The following is a 19211-nucleotide window of genomic DNA, read 5'->3' as shown; positions in this document are numbered from 1 at the left end:
CGACCGTCAGCGTCCCGGTCGACCAGGCGCGCCGAAGCCCGTCAAGGCGGAACCTAACTCCTAATTCTCTATCAGTTTTATCGACTTTGCTCTACGCTGCACCGCCATGTCACGCACGCACCTGCTCTCACCCCTGCTCGCGGCGGCCGCCTTAGCGGTCGTCGCGGTGCCCGCGGCCAACGGCCAAGCGTTGTCGCCGCCCGCCTCGTCGGACCCCGTCGGCGTCTGGTACGACGCGTCCGCCCAGGCCATCGCCGCCGCCGGCTACCCCGCCGCCGGCAACACCCAGGTCACGGCGACGCGCACCTGGGCCATCGCCTGGGGCGCCGCCGACACCGCGATCGGCGCCCTGCCCAAGACGCTCACGCCCGCGGGACGCGAGATCGCCACGCGCGCCGCGCTCTCCGCCGCAGTCCACGACGCGCTCGTGGAGCTGCTGCCCGCGTCCAAGCCCGTCGCCGACGACGCGCGGCGCCGCACGCTGGCCCCGCTGCCCGGCAGCAAGGCCAAGGCGGCCGGCATCGCGGCCGGCGTGAAGGCGGCCGCCGCCGCGGTCACCGCGCGCAAGGGCGACGGCCTCGACGTCTCGGCCGTCAACGCGCCGTTCACGCCGCCGCCGGCCGCGATCGGCGTGTGGCGGCCCACGGCGCCGAGCTTCGGGCCGGCCGTGCAGGCCGGCCAGGGCAACGCCAAGCCGTTCATCATCAAGGACGTCGCCGCGAAGTTCCTGGCGCCGCCGCCCCCGGCGATCGACTCGCCGACCGAGATCGCCGACCTGCAGGAGATCGACGCCGTCGGCTCGCTGAGCTCGAAGGTCCGCACGCCCGAGCAGACCGACATCGCGAGGTTCTGGTCGCAGACGTCGGTCGGCGGCTTCACGCCCATCCTCCGCGCGACGATCGTCGGCGCCGCGCGGCCGGTCGCCCCGCGCGTCAAGACGGTGGCCCTGTTCAACAAGGTCCTGGTCGACGCGCAGATCGCGATCTACGGGCCAAGTACAAGTACCTGCGCTGGCGTCCGGTGACGGCGCTGACGGTCGACGACGGCAACCCGGCGACGCCGTACGACCCGTCGTTCAAGCCGCTCATCAGCACGCCGCTGCACCCCGAGTACCCGAGCGGGCACGCGGGCTTCGCGGGCGCGGCCGAGCAGACGCTGCGCACGCTGATCGGCCCGCATCCGGCGAAGCCGATCGTGGTCACCAGCCCGAATGCGGTCGGCGTGTACCGGACCTACGCCGAGTGGGCCGAAGCGACCCAGGACAACATCGACGCGCGCGTGTGGGAGGGCATCCACCTGCGCTCGACCGACGTGACGAGCGCGGAGCTCGGGCGGCAGATCGCGCGGGCCGAGCTGAAGGCCGCCGGGGTCAGCGGACCGCTGGAGTAGCCGGCGGCGAGGCCTCGAAGAGCGCGGCCAGCTGGTCGCGGCACGCGGGCCACTGCTTGGACGCGCGCGCGCCGTCGGCGTGCAGCGTGTCGAGCACGACGAGCCCGCGGATCGCGGCCAGCGCCAGCTCCACGAGGCGCTCGAAGTCCGGGCGCCCGGCGGCGTCCGGGAACAGGCGCTTGGACAGCTCGACCGTCTGGCGGTCGAGCTGGCGCTCGATCGGGATCAGGTGGCCGCGCAGCTCCTCGTCGGTGCGGCCGTGGGTCCAGAGGTCGAGCGTCGCCTGGTAGAGCGGGTTGTTGTAGCTGTCGAAGATGAGGTCCAGGCCCTGGGCCGTGCGGTCCGGGCCGCTGGGCGGTAGCGCGTCGACGGCCGTGCTCAGGTGCTCGCCGCGGCGGCGCGTGAGGTGGTCGGCGGCCGCGGCCAGGAGCGTGTCGCGCGTCTGGAAGTGATGGAGGTGCGCGCCGCGGCTGAGCCCGGCGCGCTCGGCCACGCGGGCCGTCGTCGTGTTGGCGTAGCCGACCTCGACGAGGCACTCGAGCGTCGCGTCGAGCAGCGCCTCGCGCGTCGCGGCGGAGCGCTCGGCCTGGCTGCGCCGGCTGGACGGTGTGGTCGCCATCGAGCGCGCAGTCTACTTGCGTTCACGACTGAATGTTTCTGTGGTAGCTTCCCGACCCCGCTTTCGACTTCGAGGAGAACGAGGAATGGCAGCCTCAGAGGCGTTGGTCTTCGACGCCATCCGGACCCCGCGTGGCAAGGGCAAGAGCAATGGCTCCTTGCACGGGACCAAGCCCGTCGACCTCGTGGTCGGCCTGATGCACGAGATGCTCGTCCGCAACGAGAAGCTCGACCCCAACCGGGTCGACGACGTCGTGCTCGGCTGCGTCTCCCCCGTCGGCGACCAGGGCGCCGACATCGCCAAGACCGCCGCGATCAAGGCCGGTCTGCCGGACACCGTCGCCGGCGTCCAGCTCAACCGCTTCTGCGCCTCCGGCCTGGAGGCCGTGAACATCGGCGCCCAGAAGGTCGCCTCCGGCTGGGAGGACCTCGTCTTCGTCGGCGGCGTCGAGTCGATGTCGCGCGTCCCGATGGGCTCCGACGGCGGCGCCTGGGCGATGGACCCCGAGACCAACTACGACACGTCGTTCATCCCGCAGGGCGTCGGCGCCGACCTCATCGCGACGATCGAGGAGTTCTCGCGCGACGACGTCGACGCCTACGCCGCCCGCTCGCAGGAGCGCGCCGCGACCGCGCAGGCCGAGGGCCGCTTCGCCGGCTCGGTCGTCCCGGTCAAGGACCTCAACGAGAACGTGGTCCTCGACAACGACGAGTTCATCCGCGCCGGCACGACGGTCGAGACGCTGGGCAAGCTCAAGCCCTCGTTCGCCGCGATGGGCGAGATGGGCGGCTTCGACGCCGTGGCGCTGCAGAAGTACCACTGGGTCGAGAAGATCGACCACGTCCACACGCCCGGCAACTCCTCGGGCATCGTCGACGGCGCCTCGCTGCTGGCGATCGGCAACGAGGCCGTCGGCCACGACCTCGGCCTCACGCCGCGCGCACGGATCCTGGCCACCGCCGTGAGCGGCGCCGACCCGACGATCATGCTGACCGGCCCGGCGCCGGCGTCCAAGAAGGCGCTCGCCAAGGCCGGCCTCACCGCCGAGGACCTCGACCTGGTCGAGATCAACGAGGCGTTCGCTGCGGTCGTCCTGCGCTTCGTGCGCGACATGGAGCTCGACCTGGACAAGGTCAACGTCAACGGCGGCGCGATCGCCATGGGCCACCCGCTCGGCGCGACCGGCGGCATGATCCTCGGCACGCTCGTCGACGAGCTTCACCGAACGGGTGGCCAGTACGGCCTCGCCACGCTCTGCGTCGGCGGCGGCATGGGCATCGCGACCGTCGTGGAGGCGATCTAGACCATGGCCGAGTCCACGACCATCAAGTACGACAAGGGCGATGACGGGATCGTCGTCCTGACGCTGGACGACCCCAACCAGTCGGCCAACACGATGAACCGCGCCTACATCGAGTCGATGGGCGCGACCGTCGACCGCCTGGAGGCCGAGCAGGACGACATCAAGGGCGTCGTCCTGACGTCGGCCAAGAAGACGTTCTTCGCGGGCGGCGACCTCAACGACCTCAAGACGGTCACGCGCGAGCAGTCCGCGGAGTTCGCCGTCGGCATCCGCGAGGTCAAGGCCCAGCTGCGCCGGCTGGAGACGCTCGGCGTCCCGGTCGCCGCGGCGATCAACGGCGCCGCCCTGGGCGGCGGCCTGGAGATCGCGCTGGCCACGCACCACCGCGTGATCGTCGACGACCCGAAGGCCAAGCTCGGCTTCCCCGAGGTCAAGCTCGGGCTGCTGCCGGGCGGCGGCGGCGTCGTGCGCACGGTCCGCATGTTCGGCATCGTCGACGCGATGATGCAGCTGCTGCTGCAGGGTCAGGAGAAGCGCCCGGCGCAGGCCAAGGAGATGGGCCTCGTCGACGAGGTCGTCGCGACGCGCGACGAGCTCGTGCCGGCCGCCAAGGCGTGGATCAACGCCCAGGGCGAGGACTTCGCCGGGCAGCCGTGGGACGTCAAGGGCTACAAGATCCCGGGCGGCACGCCGTCCAACCCGAAGCTGGCGATGAACCTGCCGGCGTTCCCGGCCAACCTGCGCAAGCAGCTCAAGGGCGCGAACTACCCGGCGCCCCACCACATCATGGCGGCGGCGGTCGAGGGCGCCCAGGTCGACTTCGACACCGCGATCGAGATCGAGGGCCGGTACTTCACCGACCTGGCCACCGGCCAGGTGGCCAAGAACATGATCCAGGCGTTCTTCTTCGACCTCCAGCAGGTCAACGGAGATCGCGGGCGGCCGGACTCGGTCGAGCGCTTCACCCCCACCAAGGCGGTCGTGCTGGGCGCCGGCATGATGGGCGCCGCGATCGCCTACGTCTGCGCGAAGGCCGGCATCGAGGTCGTGCTCAAGGACGTCGACCAGGCCGCGGCCGAGCGCGGCAAGGACTACTCCAAGACGCTCGTCGACAAGGCCGTCTCGCGCGGCCGGTCCTCGCAGGAGGACGCCGACGCGCTGCTGGCGCGGATCACCCCGACGACCGACCCCGCCGCCGCGGCCGGCGCCGACCTCGTCGTCGAGGCCGTCTTCGAGGACCCGGCCGTCAAGGCCCAGGTCTTCGCCGAGATCGAGCCGCACCTCGCCGAGGGCGCGTTGTTGGGGTCCAACACCTCGACGCTGCCGATCACGACGCTGGCCGAAGGCGTGTCGCGCCCGGCCGACTTCATCGGGCTGCACTTCTTCTCCCCGGTGGACAAGATGCCGCTGCTGGAGATCATCAAGGGCGAGCAGACCAGCGACGAGACGCTCTATCGCGCGCTCGACGTCGCCAAGGTCATCAAGAAGACGCCGATCGTCGTCAACGACTCGCGCGGCTTCTTCACCTCGCGCGTCATCGGCACGTTCATCAACGAGGCCATCGCGATGCTGACGGAGGGCGTCCCTGCGCCGACGATCGAGCAGGCGTCCTCGCAGGCCGGCTACCCCGCGCCCGTGCTCCAGCTCAGCGACGAGCTGAACCTCGAGCTGATGGCCCGCGTCCGCAAGGCGACGCGCGAGGCGATCGAGGCCGCGGGCGGCGAGTGGGTCGACCACCCGGCGTTCACGGTCATCGACAAGATGCTGGCCGAGGGTCGCGCGGGCCGGCTGCGCGGCGCCGGGTTCTACAACTACGAGGACGGCAAGCGCGCCGGCCTCTGGCCGGGGCTGCGCGAGCTGTTCCCGCCGGTCGACGATCCGTCGACGATCGTGCTGAAGGACCTGGAGGAGCGCATGCTCTTCGCCGAGGCGCTGGAGACCGTCAAGTGCCGTGACGAGGGCGTGATCGAGTCGGTCGCCGACGCGAACATCGGCTCGATCTTCGGCATCGGGTTCCCGGCCTGGTCGGGCGGCGTGCTCCAGTACATCAACGGTTACGAGGGCGGCGTCGCCGGCTTCGTGGCCCGCGCCCGTGAGCTGGCCGAGCAGTACGGCGAGCGCTTCGCGCCGCCGGCGTCGCTGGTCGAGAAGGCCGAGGCCGGCGAGACGTACAGCGACGCGGGGACCCCGGTCGCCGCGTAGTAGGACCTGGTGGTGCGGGCCGGCCGGGAGAGCGCTTCCGGCCGGCTCGAATACGATCCGGCGCGATGTCGAAGAACGCCGATGAGATGCTGGAGGCCGCGGCCGGCCGAGCCGACGAGCTCGCCGCCCCGGGCCTGAGCGCACGCCCGCGCCGCAAGGTCGCGGTCCTGTCCTGCATGGACACGCGGATCGACCTGTTCCCGATGTTGGGGCTCGAGCGCGGCGACGCGCACATCATCCGCAACGCCGGCGGCCTGGCGACCGACGACGCGATCCGCTCCTTGAGCGCGTCCCAGCGCCTGCTCGGCACCGAGGACATCGTCGTCGTCATGCACGAGGGCTGCGGCCTGCACGGCGCGTCCGAGGATGGCTACCGCCAGATGCTGTCGGCCGACGGCATCCTGCCGACCTGGCGCCTCGGCGCCTTCGACGACCTCGAGGACACGCTGCGCGCCTCCCTGTCCCGCCTCCGCGCGGCACGCGAGCTGCCGCATCGCGACCACATCCGCGGCTTCGTCTTCGACCCCGAGGACGGGTCGCTGCGCGAGGTCGCGGGCGAGCGCTAGGCCACGGCTTTGGGCGGCACCGGCGTCAGCCCGTGGCGCTGCATCGCCGCGCCGATCGCCGCCGGATCCGGACGCTGACCGCCGGCGGCGCGGAGGACGTCGGCCAGGTCGTGGAAGTACTCCGGGCCGAAGACGCCGGGCGTCGCGATCGCGAGGAACGAGGCGTCGTCGTCGGCGTCGTCGACCATGAAGCTGTGCACGGCGCCGCGGCGAATGCAGACCGTGTCGCCCGGGCCGATGACGACCTCCTCGCCGTCGATCGTGAACGTCGCCCGGCCCGCGAGGCCGTGGATCGTCTCCTCGAACGCGTCGTGGCTGTGGGCGAGCGGGATGCCGGCGCCGGCGCGCACGTCGCAGCGTTGCACGGTGACCGTGCCGTTGGACTCCTCGGCGACGACGGAGAACGTGACGGTGATGGGGCCGAGCGGGATCGGCGCGTGCGCGGGGTTCGACATCGGGTGTGCGTGCTCCGGGTGCGAGGGTAAAGTGACTTGACGAACTTATCGCGACATCACTCTTGCCGTCAAGTCGCTTTACCATCTGCCCGAACGATGCCCGCCCCCACCACCGACTCCGAGCTCGGGCCTCCGCTGATCGGCGCGCTCATGCGCATGCCGGTCGACGTCGTCCGCGCGCGCATGCTCGCCGCGCTGCACGAACGCGGGTTCACCGACGTCGTCGGCGCCCACATGGTCCTGCTGCGCTGGCCGGGCCCGGAGGGCCGCCGCCCCAGCGAGATCGCGGCGCAGTCGGAGATGAGCAAGCAGGCGGTCAACTACGTGCTCGGCCAGCTCGAGCAGCTCGGCTACCTCGAGCGCCGCCCCGACCCCGACGACCAGCGCTCCCGCCGCGTCCACCTGACCGCCCGCGGGCGCGAGGTCGCGATGACGATGCGCGCGGCCGTCGCCGAGATCGAGGCGGAGTGGACGACGCTGCTCGGCGAGAGCGACTTCGCCCGTCTCCGCGCGCTGCTCACCCGGCTCAACGCGGGGCTGGCCGGCGACGCCGCGCCGGGCTGAGCCTAGAGCTGTTGCGACGCCCGCGCCGGATCGGCGACGCCGCTGTCGACCGCCGCCTGGCGCACGGCCTGGGCGACGGTGTCGTGGACGTGGGCGTCGAGCACGTCGGGCACCAGCTCGGACTCGACGGTCAGCCCTGCGAGCGCCCAGGCCGCCGCGCGCTTCATGTCCAGGTTGATCGCGGTCGCGCCCGCGAGCAGCGCGCCGCGGAAGATGCCCGGGTAGCCGAGGACGTTGTTGACGCTCGTGCCGTCGGCCGCGAACGCCGCGCCGGCGGCCAGCGCCGCGTCGGGCTCGATCTCGGGGACGGGGTTGGTCAGCGCGAGGATGACCTGGTCGGGCCGGACGAGCGCCGGTGCGATCAGGCCCGGTCGGCCGGAGGTCGCGACGACGACGTCGGCCTGCGCCATGACCTCCTCCAGCGTCCCGATCTCGATGCCCCGCGCCCGCGCCTGCTCCTGCGCGCGCGGGTTCGGGTCGCTGGCGATGACTCGCCGGACGCCGGCGTCGTGGATCAGCGACGCGATCCCGTAGCCGGCCGCGCCCAGCCCGATCTGCCCGACGACCGCCTCGTCGAGCCGGATCCCCACCTGCCGGCACGCCGCGATCGCCGCCGCGAACGTCACGACCGCCGTGCCGTGGACGTCGTCGTGCATCACCGGCTGGGGCAGCGCGTCGATCAGCCGCCGCTCGATCTCGAAGCACTCGGGCGCCGAGATGTCCTCCAGGTGGATCCCGCCGAAGCCCTGCGCGATGCGCACGACGGTCTCGACGAACTCGTCGACGTCCTTGGTGTCGATCAGGATCGGCATCGCGCTGATGCCGACGAGCTGGGCGTAGAACAAGGCCTTGCCCTCCATCACCGGCATCGACGCCAGCGGCCCGATGTCGCCGAGGCCCAGGACCCGCGTCCCGTTGGTGCAGATCGCGACGCTGCGCCCGATCGACGTGAAGCGCCCGGCGATCTGCGGGAACTCGGCGATCGCCGTGCACACGCGCGCGACGCCCGGCGTGTAGACGTCGCGGACGTCCTGGTTGGTCTCGATCTTGCGCCGGCCGACGATCTCGAGCTTCCCGCCGTCGTGCGCGAGGAACGCGCGGTCGTGGAACCACGCGACGCTCACGCCCGGCAGCTCACCGAGCCCGGTCGCCAGCGCCTGCGCGTGATCCTTGTCGCGCAGCTCGACGGTGATCTCGCGCAGCGCCTCGTGGCGCGCGACCGAGATCGTCTTGACGTCGCCGATCAGGCCGCCGTGCTCGGCGATCCTGGTCGCGACCTTCGCCAGCTGTCCGGACGTGTGCGGGATCCGGAGCCGGTAGGTGCAGTCCATGGCCATGCCCGTCAGCCTATGTCGCACAGCCCCGCGATCGTCGTGTCGAGCTGATCGAGCGCCCGATCGGACAAGACGACCCCGACGCGGCGCTCCAACTCGGCCACCACCACCGCGCCGGCCGCCAGCAAGACCTACACCTTAGGTCGTCACTCGGGGAGCGTCGCCTGCGCCGGATCGCGGCTGAACCAGGCCCGCAGGCGCGTGCCCTCGTCGTCGCCCGACTGCGCCTCGAAGCGCTTGGAGACCGCGACCATCAAGGCCAGGCCGTAGCCCAGGCCGGGCGAGTCGGGCCGCGGGCGCAGGCCGTGGCCTTCGTCCTCGACCGCGACCATGACCTCGTCCTGGTCGACGATCACCTGGACGCGCACGGCGCCGGGCGGCTGGCCGACGTAGGCGTGCGTGACCGCGTTGGTCACCGCCTCGGAGACGAGCAGCGCGATGTCGCTCAGCGGCGGATCCGGCATCCGGTGTCCGCGCAGCCAGTCCACCACGGTGTGACGGGCGGTGCTGACGCTGCTCACCTCGGCTGGCCACGACCACGACATCGGGTCCGGCACGACACTCATCGCAGCTCGACTCTCGGAGGGGTTCCTCCGGCCCACCGCCGTTTCGTCCGGTACGTCCGTCGGCCTCGTTGGTCCCTGAGGGTGGCGTTCGCAGCCAGGCTTTCCGATCGGCAGAGACCGGACGACTCACGTGGGGGGTACCCCCAAACCTGGCTCCGAACCAGTCAGGATCGAGGCCTGGCTGGACGTCTAGCTGCCGTTGCGCACCATGTCCGCCCGCGAAGGTCTGACCCGGCCCTTCAGGAGGTCCGCCGCGCGCTCGGCGACCATGATCGTCGGGGCGTTGGTGTTGCCGCCGGGGACGATCGGGAAGACGGACGCGTCGACCACGCGCAGGCCTTCCACCCCGCGAACGCGGAGCTCGGCGTCGAGCACGGCGTCCTCGCCGCCCATCCGGCAGGTCCCGCACGGGTGGTAGAGCAGCTCGACGTTGCGGCGGATGAAGTCCTCCACGTCGCCGTCGTCGCGCACGTCCTCGCCCGGGTAGATCTCGCGGCCGCGCGCGGAGGCCAGCGGCTCGGCGCGGGCGAGCTCGCGCGCCAGCTCGACGCCGGTGACCAGCGCGGCCATGTCCTCGGGCTCGGCCAACGTGTTGGTGACGATCCGCGGCTTGGCGACCGGGTCGGCCGCCGCGAGCCGGATCTCGCCGCGCGACTTCGGGCTGATCAGGACGGGCCCCATCGTGAACGCGTGGCCCTCGAACTCCTCGGCGCCGTTGTCCACGAAGTAGGCGGGCGCGAAGTGGTATTGGAGGTCGGCGGCGGGCAGCCCGGGGCGCGACCGGACGAACGCGAACGCCTCGGCCACCGTCGAGGTCAGCGGGCCGGAGCGCCGCAGCAGCCACTCCAACAACGGCTTGGGCTTGTCGGCGCCGTACAGCGACTCGGCGACCGTGGACTCCCACACGCACACGACGTAGGGATGGTCCTGGAGGTTGGCACCCACCGCGGGGCTGTCGACGGCGACGTCGACACCTACATCTCGCAAGTGGTCGGCCGGGCCGATGCCCGACAACATCAACAACTGCGGGGAGCCGATCGCGCCCGCGCTGACGACGACCTCGCGCTCGGCGCGCACCGTCTCCTCGCGTCCGCGGCCGTCGCGCAGGACGACGCCGACCGCGCGGTCGCCCTCCAGGGCCACGCGCGCGACGTGCACGTTGGTGCGCACCTCGAGGTTCGGCCGCTCCAACGCCGGGCGCAGGTAGGCGTCGGCCGTCGACCAGCGCCGGCCGTTGCGCTGCGTGACCTGCACGAGCGCTGCGCCGTCCTGCTCGGGCCCGTTGTAGTCGGCGATCCGCGGGATCCCGACCTGCTCGGCCGCCGCCAGGAACCGCTGCGTCAGCTTGCGCGGCGACCGCTCGTCCATGACGTTCAGCGGGCCGCCGACCGCGTGGTGCTCGGACGCGCCGCGCTCGTTGTTCTCCGCCTTGAGGAAGTAGGGCCGCACGTCGTCCCAGCCCCAGCCCGCCGCGCCTTCCGCCTGCCACAGGTCGTAGTCCAGTGGCCGACCCCGGACGTAGAGCATCGCGTTCATGGAGCTCGAGCCGCCGAGCGACTTGCCCCGCGGGATGAACAGCGAGCGGCCGTCGCAGTGGGGCTCCGGCTCGGTCGCGAAGTCCCAGTCCAACTTGGTGTGGAACTGCTTGGCGAAGCCGGCCGGGATCTTGATGTTCGGACTCCGGTCCTTGCCCCCGGCCTCGACGAGGAGGACCCGGACGCTCGGGTCCTCGGTCAGCCGGTTGGCGAGGACGCAGCCGGCTGAGCCGGCGCCGACGACGACGTAGTCCACGGGGGCCATGTCCCCGATGCTCGCCGACGGCGCCGGTCCGGCGCAAGTGCTGGGCCCACCTACCCGGCCGCGGCCCGGATCGCGGCGGCCTGCCCCCGTAGGTCGTAGAGGCCAGACACGCTCGTCTCCTTGCCCACCTTCTGCACGACCGTCATCAGCGCGGTCGAGCCGACGCGGCCGTCGTTGCCCATCCCGCCGGTGGTGCCGTCGGTCAGGACGTAGCGGATCCGGCCGTCCGCGACGGCCTGCGCCAGCCACTGCGCGGTGACCTCGGACTCGCGGCCGGAGAAGCCGCCGAGGCCCGCGACCTTGGCGCCGCTCTGGATGATCGTCTCGGCCGCGCCCTGCTGGCTGGAGACGCCGATGGTGCCGCCGCCGTGGGCGTTGGCGTAGGTCAGCGCCTCGGTCAGGTTGGCGTTGCCGCCGAACATGCCGCCGGCGCCGCCGGTGGTGGCGCCGCCCGCACCGGCGCTCTGGCCCTGGGTCGAGAACCCGGCGGGCGGGGAGACCTGGCCGCCGGTCGCCGCGCCCGGCATCGGCGGGGGCTGGCCGCCGCCGCCGAAGCCGCCGCCCATCGCGCGCCCGCCGCCGCCCGGGGCCCCGCCGAAGCCGCCCTGCGACGACGGGCCGCCCGCGGGGAACGTGGTGCTCGTGGCGTGGCCCAGCGTCTGCGCCGACCACGACGCCGGCGCGATCAGCATGGCGCCCAGCGCGACGGCCAGCGCGATGCCGCGCACCTTCGTCGGGACCTTCGCGGCCAGCACGGCCGCGCCCGCCACGCCGGCGACGATCGCCAGCGGGATCAGGCTGTCGACGTCCGCCGCGCCGCGATGGACGACCATCACCTCGGTGACGAGACCGCCGAGGATCGCCAGCGGCCCGATGATCCGGGCGGCCACCTCGCCGCGCAGCACCGTCCCGACCGTCGCGCCGACCAGCACCGCGGTGAAGGGCGCGAGCATCGACACGTAGTAGGGGTGGAAGATGCCCTTGGCGAAGGAGAACGCCACGGCGCAGGTCAGGAACGCCCCGCCCGCGGCGAGGATGAAGCCGGTCCGCGCGTCGCGCCGGCGCAGGCCGCTGACGACCGCGACGCCGAGGCCGCCGACGATCGCCATGCCGAGCAGCCAGCCGGCCTGGCCGCCGAGGCTCGCGTCGACCAGCCGCGTGAGGCCGGTGTCGCCGCCGAAGACCGAGCCCATGCCGCCGCCACCTCCGCCGCCGCCCGGGCCCCCGCCGCCCGCCGCGCCGCCCGGCCCCCCGGCCTGGCCGTCGAGGCGGCCGACGCCGTTGTAGTTGAGGATCAACGACCAGATCGAGTTGTCGCTCGTGCCCGAGATCCAGGGGCGGCCGGCCGCCGGCGTCAACCACATCAACACGGGCCACGCGAGCCCGACGACCGCCGCCGCCACGCCGCCGGCCAGGAGCTGGCGGACGGCGACGAGCCGGCCGCGCGGCGCGACCCAGAAGTACGCGACGGCCAGCGCCGGCAGGACCAGCAGGCCGGTGCCCATCTTCGTCTCGAAGCCGGCGCCGACCATCACGCCGGCCCAGACCAGCCACTTGGTGCGACCGTCGAGCGCCGCGCGGATCGTGAACCACAGGGCCGCCGTGGAGCACAGCACGACCAGCGCGTCGGGGTTGTTGTGGCGCGAGACCGCGACCGTGATCGGCGTCAGCGCGAGCACGAGCCCGGCGGCGAAGCCCGCCGGCCGGCCGAAGACGCGCTTGACCATGTCATAGGCCAACGCGACCGTGCCGACGCCCATGAGCGCCTGCGGCACGAGCATCGCCCACGACGAGAACCCGAACACGCGGACCGAGAGCGCCTGGACCCACAGGGCCAGCGGCGGCTTGTCCAGCGTCTGCAGACCAGCCTCGTCGAACGAGTTGTACAAGAAGTTGTGCCAGCTCCCGGCCATCGACCGGACGGCCGCCGAGTAGTAGGTGTTGGCGAAGCCGTTGCGGTCCAAGGCCCAGAGGTCCAGGACGGCGGCGACGGCGAGCAGCACGAGCAGCTCGGGCGCGGGCACGGGGATCCGGAGCGCGCGCAGGCGCTCCCGGGCGGAGGAGCCGGGAGACGTGCGCGGGGCGCGTACGGAGGCAGGGGTCGCGGTCGACATGCCAGCAGCATCGGCCCGGCACCTGAGCCGGTCCCCTGGGCTTCCTGGGACGTCGCTGAGTCGTTGGCGCTCGGACCCCTCAGCGTCCTCTCAGCCAGATCCCACGGCGTTCCGACGGGCACCGTCGATCTTCTCGGCATGTTCCGCTGCCCCGACCGCCGCATAGCTCCTCGGCGAGATGTCGAGGTCGTCGTTCCCGTCTACAACGAGCAGATGGCGCTGGAGACCAGCATCCGCCGGCTTCACGCCTTCCTCTCGGACGGCTTCCCGTTCTCCTGGCGCATCGTCATCGCGGACAACGCCAGCACCGACGGCACGCCGTTCATCGCCGCCGATCTCGCGCGGGAGCTGCCGAACGTGGCGCACCTGCGGCTGGACCGCAAGGGGCGCGGCCTCGCGTTGCGCGAGGCGTGGTCGCGGTCGGACGCGCGCGTCGTCTCCTACATGGACGTCGACCTGTCGACGGACCTGCGCGGGCTGCTGCCGCTGGTGGCGCCGCTGCTCAGCGGCCACAGCGACGTCGCGATCGGCTCGCGCCTGGCGCGCGGGGCCAACGTCACGCGCGGCCCCAAGCGCGAGCTCATCAGCAGGTCCTACAACAAGATCCTGCACGCCGCGCTGCGCGTGCAGTTCACCGACGCGCAGTGCGGCTTCAAGGCCGTCACCCGCGCGGCGGCCGCGCAGCTGCTGCCGCAGATCCGCGACGACGGCTGGTTCTTCGACACCGAGCTGCTCGTCCTCGCCGGCCGCGCCGGCCTGCGCACGCACGAGGTGCCCGTCGACTGGGTCGACGACCCGGACTCGCGCGTGGACGTCGCGCGCACGGCGGCCGAGGACCTCCAGGGCGTCGCCCGCCTCGCGTTCGCGACGCCGATCGCGCGCTTCGTCGCGGTCGGGATCGCGTCGACCATGGCCTACGCCTTGCTGTTCGTCCTGATGCGGGAGGGCGGGATCGGCGCGGGCGCGGCCAACGCGATCGCGCTCGCGGTGACCGCGGTCGCCAACACGGCGGCCAACCGCCGGCTGACCTTCGGCGTGATGGGTCGGCGCGGGCTGCTCAAGCAGCACGCGGCGGGCGGCGCGGTCTACGTGCTCACGCTCGCGCTGACGGCGGGGGCGCTCGGCGTCCTGCACGGCGTCGCGCCCGGCGCCTCGCGCACCGTCGAGCTCGCGGTGCTGGTCGGGGCGAGCCTCGTCGCGACGGTCACGCGCTACGTCGCGCTCAAGACCTGGGTCTTCGCAGGCGCGCGGCGGGAGCGACGCGTCGTCGCGGCGGCGCCGGCGGACGACAAGCCCGGGATCGCGCTGGCCGAGACGCGCCCGTAGACCGCCGGAGGCTCAGGCCGCGACCGGGCCGGTGCGCAGCGCGTCGGCCGCGCGCGCCAGGCGACCCGCGGCCGGCCGCGGGTCGAGGTCGGCGACCGAGGCCAGCGTCGCCAGGAGGTTGGTGCGCATGAGGTGGCGGACCTCGGCGCGGCCGATGTCGTCGCGCTCCAGCCAGCGCGCCACGACGCCCTCGCAGAACGACAGCCAGCCCTCGAGCGCGACGACGAGCGCCGGCGACTCGACGTCCTCGCGCGGGCCGCACGACAGCGCCGCGGCGAACTCGACCATCGCGCTCACGCGCCGGGCGCGGTTCTCGGCGATGACCGCGCGGATCGCCGGGTCCTCGCCCCCGTGCGCGTGCGCGATCGCGAGGAAGCCGACGGCGTGGTCGCGGACGTAGCCGAGGAACGCGTCGATCGACGCGTCGAGCCGCTCGCCGACGCTGAGCTCGACGGTCAGGTCCGGCGCCATCCGGCGCTCCAGCTCGTCGCGAGAGCGCCGCAGGACCGCGACGACGAAGTCCGACTTGGTCGGGAAGTAGTGGTAGAGCAGGCCCTTCGAGATCCCGGCGGCGCGGGCGATCGACTCGATCGAGACCTGATCGGGCGGCGTGCGGCCGAGCAGATCGAGGCCGAGCGCGACCAGCTGCTCGCGGCGGGCGTCGGGAGAGAGGCGCGTGCTCTTGGAGGTCGTCACCGGTTGGGCAAGCTACGCCCAGTTGACCGCATGGTCAACAACGGGTTACCCTCGTCGCCGCACGCTGACCGCCCGGTCAACAGACCGGCCTGCCTCAAGGACCCGTCCCAGTCCCATGCCGTCCCGCCGCCCCATGCTCACGACCCGCGCCCTGACCGCGCTGGTCGCCCTGCTCGCGGTCGCCGCCTTCGGCGCCGCGTCCGCCTCCGCCTCCAGCGCGCTGCCCGGGGCGCACATCTCTGCCCTCCAGACCGTGCCGGAGGCGAGCTACCCCGGCATGCAGAAGCTCACCTACCTCTACGGGCCGATCAAGATCAGCCCCGGCCAGAACACGATCGAGGCGCAGGCCAACAACCTCAAGCCGGCGGTCCCGGGCTACATCACCAAGTTCCAGCCGGACCTGGTCTACGCCAAGACCAACGCGCAGGGCGGCCACGACACCCCGCGCGTGGACGTCATCCACCTGCACCACGGCGTCTGGCTCGTCGCGCGCGACGGCGGGCTGTACCCGACGTTCGCGGCCGGCGAGGAGAAGACGATCTTCGACTTCCCGCAGGGCTTCGGCTACAAGTACGACCCGAGCGACGGCTGGATCATGAACTACATGATCCACAACCTGACGCCGAACCCCGACAGCGTGTACATCAAGTACACGATCGACTTCGTGCCGGCCAGCGAGCCGGCGGCGGCCGGCATCACCGAGGCCAAGCCGCTGTGGATGGACGTCGCGGGCATCAAGCCCTACCCGGTCTTCGACGCCCTCAAGGGCAGCGGGACCAAGGGCAAGTTCACGTTCCCGACGCAGGCCAAGGGCGCGCAGAAGAAGGACATCGGCGTGGCCCACCAGTGGACCGCACCCAAGGACATGACCTTGGTCACGACCGCCGGCCACCTGCACCCGGGCGGGTTGTACAACGACCTGACCGCGACGCGCAGCGGCCAGACCAAGGAGCTGTTCCGCTCCGAGGCCAAGTACTACGAGCCCGCGGGCGCCGTGTCGTGGGACGTGTCGATGACCGGCGCCAAGCCCGACTGGCGGATCGCGCTGAAGGCCGGCGACACCATCAACACCACCGTCACCTACGACACGAGCAAGGCCTCGTGGTACGAGTCGATGGGCATCATGGTGGTCTTCTACGCCGACGGCATCCTGCCCGGCGCCAAGGACCCGTTCACGCAGGCGATCGACTGGCACGGGCTGGTCACGCACGGGCACCTCAAGGAGAACGACAACCACGGCGGCGACCCGGAGAGCGGGCTGCCCGACGCGCGCGACGTCCTCGACGGCACGAGCCCGTCCAACGTCGACATCAAGGGCTACATCTACGGCCAGGGCGACCTGAGCCTCACCGGCTCCACCGGCCGCCCCCCGGTCGTCCGCGCCGGCCGGTCGCTCAAGTTCACCAACCTGGACGCGACGCGGGCCATGACCCCGACCGGCTCCGCCTACCACACGATCACCGCGTGCAAGGCCCCGTGCGCGGCCACGACCGGCATCGCCTACCCGATCGCCAACGGCTCGGTCCAGTTCGACTCCGGCGAGCTCGGCTACGGCCCGGACCTCCCGCTCGCGGGCTTCGGCGGCAAGTTCACGCCGGCGGCCAACCGCAACACGTGGAAGACGCCGAAGGACCTCTCGGCCGGCACCTACACCTACTTCTGCCGCATCCACCCGTTCATGCGCGGCGCCTTCCGCGTCGTCGGCGCGAACGGGAAGGGCAGCGTCACGAAGAAGAGCAAGGCCAAGAAGACCTGATCGACGCTGCACACCAGCCTCGAACGGCGAAGGGCGCCCCGGCGGGCGCCCTTCGTCGTGTTCAGCGGAGGGGGAGGGATTCGAACCCTCGGTACGACGAAGCCGTACAACGGTTTTCGAGACCGCCCCGTTCAACCACTCCGGCACCCCTCCGGGTACGGCGGAAGGTGAGAGAGTAGTGGATCCGCGCGGCGGATCCGCCCCCGTATCGCGCGGCGATCCTCCGGACGGGTCCCCTCAGCGTCGCGCTCGGAAAAAGGACCGCAGCAGCTCCGCGGCCTCGTCGGCCAGGACGCCGCCGATGACCTCGGGCCGGTGGTTCAGGCGCGTGTCGGCCAGGACGTCCAGCACGCTGCCGGCCGCGCCGGCCTTCGGGTCGGTCGTCGCGAACACGACGCGGGGCACGCGGGAGAGGACGATCGCGCCGGCGCACATCGTGCAGGGCTCCAGCGTCACATACAGCGTGGCGCCGAGCACGCGCCAGGAGCCGAGCGCCGCGGCGGCCTCGCGCAGCGCCAGGACCTCGGCGTGCGCGGTCGGATCCTCGTGCAGCTCGCGCTCGTTGCGCCCGCGTCCGAGCACCCGGCCGTCGTCGGCCACGACGACCGCGCCGATCGGCACGTCGTCGTGCGCGACGGCCGATCGCGCCTCCTCCAACGCAATCCTCATGAAGGCTTCATCCTGCTGCTGCATCCTCATCGAAGCGTCATCATGGTGGAACTTCTCGCCGCAGCGAGGGTTCATCCAAAGAACCGCCTTTGCCCGCACTGTCCCCACGCATCCTCGCTGTCGTCGCCGCCGCGGCCGCGCTGGCCTCTGCCTGCGCCGCCACCGCGCACGCCGAGACGGTCCCGAACGAGGTCGTCGTGGCCTACGCGGGGGCGCATCCCCACGTGGTCCACACCACGCGAGTGGCCGCGACGATCGCGAAGCTGCGCGCGCGGCCCGACGTCCGCTACGCGGTCCGCAACGTCGTCGCCCACGCCGCGGGCGCCTACGTCCCCGACGACCCCGGCCGCGGCTCCACGCCCGGGCGCTGGTCGGCCGTGCAGTGGAACTTCGCGGGCCCGGCGGGCGTCAACGCGCCCGATGCGTGGGGCCACCTGATCGCCGACGGCCACCCCGGCGGCCAGGGCGTGAAGATCGCCGTGCTCGACACCGGCGTCGCCTACCGGCGGTTCGGCAAGACGCCGGCGTCCCCGGATCTGGCGAGCACGAAGGTCGTCGGCGGCTACGACTTCGTCGGCCACGACCCCTACGCCAACGACCGCAACGGCCACGGCACGCACGTCGCCTCGACGATCGCCGAGGCCACCAACAACGACGTCGGCCTCACCGGCCTCGCCTACGGCGCGTCGATCATGCCGGTCAAGGTGCTCGACGACACCGGCGAGGGCGACGCGTCGGTCATCGCCGACGGCGTGCGCTTCGCGGTCAAGCACGGCGCGAAGGTCATCAACCTGAGCCTGGAGTTCGGCTCCGACATCAGCTGGCGGCAGATCCCGCAGCTGATCGACGCGATCAGCGAGGCGCGCTCGCAGGGCGCGGTGGTCGTCGCGGCCTCCGGCAACGAGGCCGACACCGCGGTCGCCTACCCCGCGCGCAACAGCAACGTCCTCTCGGTCGGCTCGACGACCGAGCACGGCTGCCTGTCGGACTTCTCCAACCAGGGCACGGGCCTGGACCTCGTCGCCCCCGGCGGCGGACAGGACGCCCCGCTCGACGACGCCGGCTGCGACCACAGCGGCCCGGCCGGCCGCAACATCGCGCAGATGACGCTGGTCGGCGTCCACAAGACGCGGATCGGGATCCCGCGCGGCTACCAGGGCACGTCGATGGCGGTCCCTCATGTCAGCGCGACCGCGGCGCTCGTCATCGCCTCCGGCATCCTCGGCCCGGACCCGTCGCCCGACGCCGTCGAGCGCCGGCTCGAGGCCACCGCGCGCGACCTCGGCCCGCCCGGCTACGACACGCGCTACGGCTACGGCCTGGTCAACGCCGGGGCGGCGACCGACCCGACCGTGCCGGTCGCGTAGCGGCGACGTCGGCTACGTCGTCCGGACGATCAGCACGCTGCACGGCGCGTGGTGCGACACCTTGTTGGGCACCGAGCCCAGCAGGAAGCGCTTCGCGCCCGTCATGCCCTTGTTGCCGACCACGATGAGGTCGGCGCCCTGCTCCTCGGCGACGTCGAGGATCGCGTCGGCCGGGTCGCCCTGACGCGCGAACGTCTTGGACTGCGCGCCATGATCGGCCGCGACCTCGACGGCGGACTCGAGCGTCGCGTCGACGTCCTCGCGCGGGTTGACCATCCAGCGCACGTCGTCGGGGGCGTGCGAGGCCTCCTCGCGCAGCCGCGTGCCGCTGACCGGCTCGAACGCGGACACGACCAGCAGCGTCGCGTTCACCGCCGCGGCCAGCTCGGCCGCCTGCGCCACGGCCTTGCCGGCGGTCTCGGAGCCGTCGGTGCCCACAACGATCTGCTGGAACATGGCCGGCAGTCTAGGGCGATGGCGCTCAG

The 19211-nt window shown here is 72.4% G+C and carries 18 protein-coding genes and 1 tRNA gene; 9 read left to right on the top strand and 10 right to left on the bottom strand.

Going from position 1 to position 19211, the window contains the following annotated elements:
- The first annotated feature begins 106 nt into the window (after positions 1 to 106).
- Both DSM104299_RS04210 and DSM104299_RS04205 read left to right on the top strand, forming a co-directional pair.
- The gene (locus DSM104299_RS04210; protein WP_272476040.1) at positions 107 to 1024 is read left to right on the top strand and encodes a phosphatase PAP2 family protein; all 918 of its coding nucleotides are present in this window, start codon (positions 107 to 109) and stop codon (positions 1022 to 1024) included.
- Complete coding sequence (locus DSM104299_RS04205) at positions 1021 to 1389, top strand: vanadium-dependent haloperoxidase (RefSeq protein WP_272476039.1); 369 nt, start codon at positions 1021 to 1023, stop codon at positions 1387 to 1389. Before DSM104299_RS04210 ends, DSM104299_RS04205 begins: the two co-directional genes overlap by 4 nt.
- Here DSM104299_RS04205 and DSM104299_RS04200 read toward each other — a convergent pair.
- Positions 1370 to 2008 carry a TetR/AcrR family transcriptional regulator gene (locus DSM104299_RS04200; protein WP_272476038.1) on the bottom strand — a complete coding sequence of 213 codons (639 nt, stop codon included), beginning with the start codon at positions 2006 to 2008 and terminating at the stop codon, positions 1370 to 1372. The genes DSM104299_RS04205 and DSM104299_RS04200 overlap by 20 nt on opposite strands.
- Positions 2009 to 2093: 85 nt before the next feature.
- Here DSM104299_RS04200 and DSM104299_RS04195 point away from each other — a divergent pair, with 85 nt between their 5' ends.
- The 3 genes from DSM104299_RS04195 (at position 2094) to DSM104299_RS04185 (ending at position 6079) form a co-directional block, all read left to right on the top strand.
- Positions 2094 to 3311 carry an acetyl-CoA C-acetyltransferase gene (locus DSM104299_RS04195; protein ID WP_272476037.1) on the top strand — a complete coding sequence of 406 codons (1218 nt, stop codon included), beginning with the start codon at positions 2094 to 2096 and terminating at the stop codon, positions 3309 to 3311.
- Positions 3312 to 3314: 3 nt separating this feature from the next.
- Positions 3315 to 5513 (top strand): 3-hydroxyacyl-CoA dehydrogenase NAD-binding domain-containing protein, encoded by a 2199-nt coding sequence (locus DSM104299_RS04190; protein ID WP_272476036.1) that lies wholly within the window; start codon positions 3315 to 3317, stop codon positions 5511 to 5513.
- A gap of 65 nt (positions 5514 to 5578) precedes the next feature.
- A complete protein-coding gene (locus tag DSM104299_RS04185) occupies positions 5579 to 6079 on the top strand; it encodes a beta-class carbonic anhydrase (RefSeq protein ID WP_272476035.1) in 501 nt (166 codons plus the stop codon).
- Here the strand turns inward: DSM104299_RS04185 and DSM104299_RS04180 are convergent.
- Positions 6076 to 6534 carry a cupin domain-containing protein gene (locus DSM104299_RS04180; RefSeq protein ID WP_272476034.1) on the bottom strand — a complete coding sequence of 153 codons (459 nt, stop codon included), beginning with the start codon at positions 6532 to 6534 and terminating at the stop codon, positions 6076 to 6078. The genes DSM104299_RS04185 and DSM104299_RS04180 overlap by 4 nt on opposite strands.
- Before the next feature lie 96 nt (positions 6535 to 6630).
- Here DSM104299_RS04180 and DSM104299_RS04175 point away from each other — a divergent pair, with 96 nt between their 5' ends.
- A complete protein-coding gene (locus DSM104299_RS04175) occupies positions 6631 to 7098 on the top strand; it encodes a MarR family winged helix-turn-helix transcriptional regulator (protein ID WP_272476033.1) in 468 nt (155 codons plus the stop codon).
- A gap of 2 nt (positions 7099 to 7100) precedes the next feature.
- Here DSM104299_RS04175 and DSM104299_RS04170 read toward each other — a convergent pair whose 3' ends face one another.
- The 4 genes from DSM104299_RS04170 to DSM104299_RS04155 all read right to left on the bottom strand — a co-directional run bounded on the left by DSM104299_RS04170 (position 7101) and on the right by DSM104299_RS04155 (position 12912).
- Positions 7101 to 8435, bottom strand: coding sequence for an NAD-dependent malic enzyme (locus tag DSM104299_RS04170; protein WP_272476032.1), 1335 nt, complete (start codon positions 8433 to 8435; stop codon positions 7101 to 7103).
- Between the two features lie 143 nt (positions 8436 to 8578).
- Entirely contained in the window at positions 8579 to 8998 is a 420-nt protein-coding gene (locus DSM104299_RS04165; protein WP_272476031.1) for an ATP-binding protein, read from the bottom strand.
- A 189-nt stretch (positions 8999 to 9187) separates the two neighbouring features.
- Positions 9188 to 10798, bottom strand: coding sequence for a GMC family oxidoreductase (locus DSM104299_RS04160; protein WP_272476030.1), 1611 nt, complete (start codon positions 10796 to 10798; stop codon positions 9188 to 9190).
- Between the two features lie 50 nt (positions 10799 to 10848).
- Complete coding sequence (locus DSM104299_RS04155; protein ID WP_272476029.1) at positions 10849 to 12912, bottom strand: ArnT family glycosyltransferase; 2064 nt, start codon at positions 12910 to 12912, stop codon at positions 10849 to 10851.
- A 138-nt stretch (positions 12913 to 13050) separates the two neighbouring features.
- On the opposite strand from DSM104299_RS04155, the gene DSM104299_RS04150 reads away from it, so the two are divergent.
- Positions 13051 to 14238 carry a bifunctional glycosyltransferase family 2/GtrA family protein gene (locus DSM104299_RS04150; RefSeq protein WP_272476028.1) on the top strand — a complete coding sequence of 396 codons (1188 nt, stop codon included), beginning with the start codon at positions 13051 to 13053 and terminating at the stop codon, positions 14236 to 14238.
- A gap of 12 nt (positions 14239 to 14250) precedes the next feature.
- On the opposite strand, the gene DSM104299_RS04145 is transcribed toward DSM104299_RS04150, so the two are convergent.
- Positions 14251 to 14934, bottom strand: coding sequence for a TetR/AcrR family transcriptional regulator (locus DSM104299_RS04145; protein ID WP_272476027.1), 684 nt, complete (start codon positions 14932 to 14934; stop codon positions 14251 to 14253).
- Between the two features lie 133 nt (positions 14935 to 15067).
- On the opposite strand from DSM104299_RS04145, the gene DSM104299_RS04140 reads away from it, so the two are divergent.
- A complete protein-coding gene (locus tag DSM104299_RS04140) occupies positions 15068 to 16690 on the top strand; it encodes a cupredoxin domain-containing protein (RefSeq protein ID WP_272476026.1) in 1623 nt (540 codons plus the stop codon).
- Positions 16691 to 16755: 65 nt separating this feature from the next.
- Here the strand turns inward: DSM104299_RS04140 and DSM104299_RS04135 are convergent.
- Together DSM104299_RS04135 and tadA are read right to left on the bottom strand one after the other, a co-directional pair.
- Positions 16756 to 16843: transfer RNA gene (locus DSM104299_RS04135), tRNA-Ser, on the bottom strand.
- 84 nt (positions 16844 to 16927) lie between these two features.
- The gene (gene tadA / locus DSM104299_RS04130; RefSeq protein WP_349294492.1) at positions 16928 to 17389 is read right to left on the bottom strand and encodes a tRNA adenosine(34) deaminase TadA; all 462 of its coding nucleotides are present in this window, start codon (positions 17387 to 17389) and stop codon (positions 16928 to 16930) included.
- Positions 17390 to 17448: 59 nt separating this feature from the next.
- Between tadA and DSM104299_RS04125 the strand changes: the two genes are divergently transcribed.
- Positions 17449 to 18726 carry a S8 family serine peptidase gene (locus DSM104299_RS04125; protein ID WP_272476025.1) on the top strand — a complete coding sequence of 426 codons (1278 nt, stop codon included), beginning with the start codon at positions 17449 to 17451 and terminating at the stop codon, positions 18724 to 18726.
- Between the two features lie 12 nt (positions 18727 to 18738).
- On the opposite strand, the gene DSM104299_RS04120 is transcribed toward DSM104299_RS04125, so the two are convergent.
- A complete protein-coding gene (locus DSM104299_RS04120; protein ID WP_272476024.1) occupies positions 18739 to 19182 on the bottom strand; it encodes a universal stress protein in 444 nt (147 codons plus the stop codon).
- Between the last annotated feature and the right edge of the window lie 29 nt (positions 19183 to 19211).

This window comes from Baekduia alba (assembly GCF_028416635.1).
Classification (GTDB): Bacteria; Actinomycetota; Thermoleophilia; order Solirubrobacterales; family Solirubrobacteraceae; genus Baekduia; species Baekduia alba.
This window is presented reverse-complemented; position numbering and strand designations above follow the sequence as displayed.